Annotated in this window: 5 protein-coding genes and 1 pseudogene; all 6 read left to right on the forward strand. The window is 59.2% G+C overall.

The genetic code is table 11. The features are described 5' to 3' along the window. Positions 1 to 61: 61 nt before the first annotated feature. On the forward strand, positions 62 to 1,078 hold the full coding sequence (locus ABJF10_RS29490) for an LLM class flavin-dependent oxidoreductase (protein ID WP_348548186.1): 1,017 nt from the start codon (positions 62 to 64) through the stop codon (positions 1,076 to 1,078). 281 nt (positions 1,079 to 1,359) lie between these two features. Next, positions 1,360 to 2,088 carry a PRC-barrel domain-containing protein gene (locus tag ABJF10_RS29495; protein ID WP_348548187.1) on the forward strand — a complete coding sequence of 243 codons (729 nt, stop codon included), beginning with the start codon at positions 1,360 to 1,362 and terminating at the stop codon, positions 2,086 to 2,088. A gap of 30 nt (positions 2,089 to 2,118) precedes the next feature. Then, positions 2,119 to 2,658 (forward strand): permease, encoded by a 540-nt coding sequence (locus ABJF10_RS29500; protein ID WP_348548188.1) that lies wholly within the window; start codon positions 2,119 to 2,121, stop codon positions 2,656 to 2,658. A gap of 29 nt (positions 2,659 to 2,687) precedes the next feature. Then, positions 2,688 to 3,128: pseudogene (locus ABJF10_RS29505) on the forward strand (BON domain-containing protein); the annotation flags it as partial. An 18-nt stretch (positions 3,129 to 3,146) separates the two neighbouring features. Beyond that, on the forward strand, positions 3,147 to 3,374 hold the full coding sequence (locus ABJF10_RS29510) for a BON domain-containing protein (RefSeq protein WP_348548190.1): 228 nt from the start codon (positions 3,147 to 3,149) through the stop codon (positions 3,372 to 3,374). A gap of 185 nt (positions 3,375 to 3,559) precedes the next feature. Next, a partial coding sequence (locus ABJF10_RS29515) for an NADP-dependent oxidoreductase (protein ID WP_348548189.1) occupies positions 3,560 to 4,436 on the forward strand: 877 nt, incomplete at its 3' end.

A 4,436-nucleotide genomic window follows, 5' to 3' on the forward strand; every position in this document is an offset into this window, starting at 1 on the left:
TGCGCGCCGAGGTGCGCTTCTATCGGAACGGTTGACCAGAGGAGACGAGGCTTGCACTCCATTGAAACAAAACATTCCCATCTCCGTTTTGGACCTTTCGCCGATCCTGAAAGGCAGCACTCCCGCCCAGGCATTTCGGAATTCCCTCGACCTCGCGCGTCATGCGGAAAGGTGGGGATACCAACGCTATTGGCTGGCGGAACATCACAACATGCCCGGCATCGCGAGCGCGGCGACGGCGGTGGTGATCGGCTATGTGGCAGGCGGCACGTCAACGATCCGCGTCGGCGCCGGCGGTGTAATGCTGCCCAATCACGCGCCGCTGATCATCGCCGAACAATTCGGGACGCTGGAGTCGCTCTATTCGGGGCGCATCGATCTCGGGCTGGGACGCGCACCGGGCACCGATGAGCTAACGATGCAGACGCTGCGCCGGGGACGCGGAGACAGCCTCGATCAGTTCCCTCGGGATGTGATGGAACTACAGGCATACTTTCGCACCGCCACTCCCGATCAAGCGGTGCGCGCCGTGCCGGGCGCGGGGCTGAATGTCCCGATCTGGCTGCTCGGTTCGAGCCTTTACAGCGCGCAACTCGCGGCGGCGCTGGGGTTGCCGTATGCCTTTGCCAGCCACTTTGCGCCGGACGATTTACTGGCGGCACTCGCTCTGTATCGGGGCGAATTCCGACCGTCGGAAGCGCTGCGGCGCCCTTATGCGATGGCGGGGATCAGCGTCTTTGCGGCCGACACTGACTGCGACGCCGCGCGCCTCTTCACCTCGCTCCAGCAGTATTGGATCAACCGGCGCCGTGGTATTTCCGGCCCACTCAATCCACCGCTCCCTTCTACCGAGGGCCTCTGGTCGGAGTTGGAACGGCGCGGCTTCGACCATGCGCAGCGCGAATCGATCGTCGGTTCGCCCGAAAAGGTGCAGCGTCGGCTCGCCGCGTTCATCGAGAAGACGGGCGTCGATGAGCTTATGGTGACAGGACAGATTTTCGATCACGCGGCCCGGCTGCGGTCGTTTGAGATCGTCGCCGAAGTGGCGATGCAAAGCGTGGACGCCGTGAACGCATGAGCTTTCACAGTGGGGGTTCTGGCGATCAACCAGGCCAGATCTTAAAAGCGCCTAGACGGGCGATCTGTTCCGGGCCTACGGCAACGCGAAAGGCGGGACCTTTACAGAGCATCAGGGCGGAGTTTGGGCGCGAATAGCTCAAGGCTATCAGGTGCTCTCCGAAGAGGTATTGGCCCGACCCGCGGCGCACCCGGACATTGAATTCCAGCCGAAACTCACGCGTCAACTCCCGCACCTTCCTCGATTCCAGCGAGGGCGAAATTAACGCCAACCATCATCCCATGTTACGCAGCACCAAACAACTCTACGGAGACTCACTCGGCACCGCACAGGGCGAGATTGGACAGGTGAAAGACTTCTACTTTGATGACCAGCGCTGGGCGATCCGCTATGTGGTCGTGGACACGGGCTCGTGGCTGCCGGGACGTTTGGTGCTGCTCTCTCCCCATGCGTTCGGAAACTTCTATCAGGATGGCGAAAGCCTGCTGGTGAATCTGACTCGGCAACAGATCGAGGACAGCCCGGTGATTGAGTCGCACAAGCCCGTCTCACGGCAATACGAAGAGGAGTATTTCCGCTACTATGGATGGCCGTCCTATTGGAATGGAGACGGCATGTGGGGTGCGACCGGATTTCCCATGGTCCCGCCACCGCATCTCGTGCCGATCATGGAACAAAGCCGGGACGGCCACTCCGAAAACGGCAACGACCCTCATTTGCGCAGCACGAAAGCCGTGACCGACTATCACATCCAGACGCATGAGGGAGCCATCGGCCACGTCACTGATTTTATGATCGACGATAGGAGTTGGGCAGTTCGTCACCTCGTGGTGGAAACGGGACACTGGTTTGCCGGCAAGGAGATCGCCCTGTCGCCCACGCACGTCGAGCGCATTAGCTACGAGGAATCCAAGGTCTTCGTGGACGTGACGAAAGCGAGCCTCAGCGGGGCCGCGGAATATCACCTCCCCGAACCCGTCTATCACGACACCAAAAACTTCGACGACTGACTCCTGACTACCACGCAAATAGCACCACCAATGACTACGACACTACCCGCACCCACTAAGACTAAGAGATATTCCACCGTAGCCACTTATACCACGCACACGTCCGCCGAAGTGGCGATCAAGGAACTTCAAAAGGCTGGCTTCGACATGAAGATGCTTTCCATCATGGGCCGAAACTACCACAAGGACGAACATGTGGTCGGCTACTACAATACGGGGGACCGGGTAAAATACTGGGGAAAAGAGGGAGCCTTTTGGGGAGGAATCTGGGGCTGGGTATTCGGGTCCGCGTTCTTTTTCATTCCGGGAATCGGGCCGTTGGTCATCGCTGGTCCGCTTGTCAGTTGGCTGGTCGGAGCACTGGAAGGTGCAGTGGTCGGCGGCGGTCTGAGCGCGATCGGTGCCTGCCTGTATAGCCAGGGCATTCCGAAAGACAGCATCCTGCAGTACGAAACAGCGCTGAAGAACGACAAGTTCCTCCTCATCGTCCACGGTTCCATGGAAGCCGCCGGCAGCGCGAAGGACATCCTCAGTCAAACCAAGCCGGAGACCTTGGACAATCACCAGTAAACCAAAACCAACCCACAACACAAATAGACATGTCAACTGCCACAGATAAATCAGATACAGAAATCAAAAACGACGTTCTTTTGGAACTCAAATATGAACCGAGCGTCAAAATTACCGACATTGGCGTCCTAGTGAAAGACGGCACAGTGACTCTCAACGGCTTCGCCACGAGCTATGGCGAGAAATACGATGCCGTGAAGACGGCGAAACGGGTCGGCGGGGTCCGGGCCATCGCCAACGACATCGAAGTGAAGTTTCCGGAATCGATGAAACGCAACGACGGCGACATCGCCGCCGCCGCGGCGAATAACGTCGAGTGGCTCTCGTGGAACCTGCCCGGAAAAACTGTGCAGATCACCGTGACCGATGGCTGGGTTACGCTCGAAGGCCAGGTCGAGTAGTGGTATCAGAAGGATGCCGCCGAAAATACCGTGCGCTACCTCTCCGGCGTCAAAGGCGTTTCCAACCTGATCAAGATCAAATCCAAGGTGACGGCCGCAAAGGTCGAGACGGCGATTCGCGACTCCTTTGAGCGCAGCGCTCTGCTCGACGCCAAGAAGATCGAAGTGGAAACCTCCGGCAGCAAGGTGACTCTCACCGGCAAGGTGCGAAATCATGCGGAGCGTGAAGAAGCCGAGCGGGTCGCATGGGCCGCGCCAGGGGTGTATTCGGTGGACAACGAACTCACTGTGGAATGGTCCTGGTTCGGCGAGTAGCACCTCGTTCGCTGCTTCGATGAGACGGATTAGGCGCGCGACCCCCCGTCGCGAGGCCCGACTCCGTTGAAGTCAGTCCGATTCCACCGGGCAAAATGGCCCTCGCAGCGGCAATCCCCGGATTGCCGCTGCGTATCGGTCGGAGGGAAGGGCGACCGGAAGGCGCTCACAAACACACTTTCATTATGACCCACACTACTAAAAGTCGCGAGGTCCGGTTGGTTTCCCGCCCAAGCGGGATTCCAAACGCGGCCAATTTCACTCTCGCGCAGATCGAACTGCCGCCGCTGGAAGAACTGCAGGTGCTGGTGCGCAATCTCTTCATGTCGGTGGACCCTTACATGCGCGGGCGGATGAACGAAGGAAAGTCGTATGTGCCGGCGTTCGAGTTGGGCCAACCTCTCGAGGGTGGCGCTGTTGGTGAGGTCGTTGCGTCGCGCGCGGACGAGTTCAAAGTGGGCGATGCGGTGACTTCCAACTTTGGCTGGCGGGAATACTTCATTGCTTCGCCGCGAGATTTGCAGGCGGTGAACCGCGAGTTTCAACCGCTGTCGGTTTACCTTGGCGCTCTCGGCATGACGGGGATGACGGCGTGGGCGGGGCTAAATCTCGTGGACGTCAAGGCTGGCGACGTCATCTACATCTCGGGAGCTGCGGGTGCGGTGGGGAATGTGGCCGGGCAACTGGCGAAATTGCGGGGCTGCCGGGTCATTGGGTCGGCTGGTTCAATGGAGAAGGTCTTTTTCCTGCGGGACGAGTGCGGGTTTGATGTCGCCTTCGATTACAATGTCGGTCCGATCGTCGAGCAACTGACCGTGGAGGCGCCGGACGGCATTGATGTCTATTTCGATAATGTGGGCGGCAGCACGCTCGAAGCCGCACTTTCGGCGCTCCGCGTGCATGGCCGGATCATCGCCTGTGGGGGGATCTCCGGTTACAACAACGAGAAGCCGCAACCCGGTCCTTCCAACCTCTTTAACATCACGACCAAGCGGTTGACGATGAAAGGACTGATCGTTCGCGATTGGCTGGATCGAAGGGACGACTTCGAGAGGGAAGTGG

The sequence above is a fragment of the Chthoniobacter sp. genome, from assembly GCF_040003245.1.
In the GTDB taxonomy this organism is placed as follows: Bacteria; Verrucomicrobiota; Verrucomicrobiia; order Chthoniobacterales; family Chthoniobacteraceae; genus Chthoniobacter.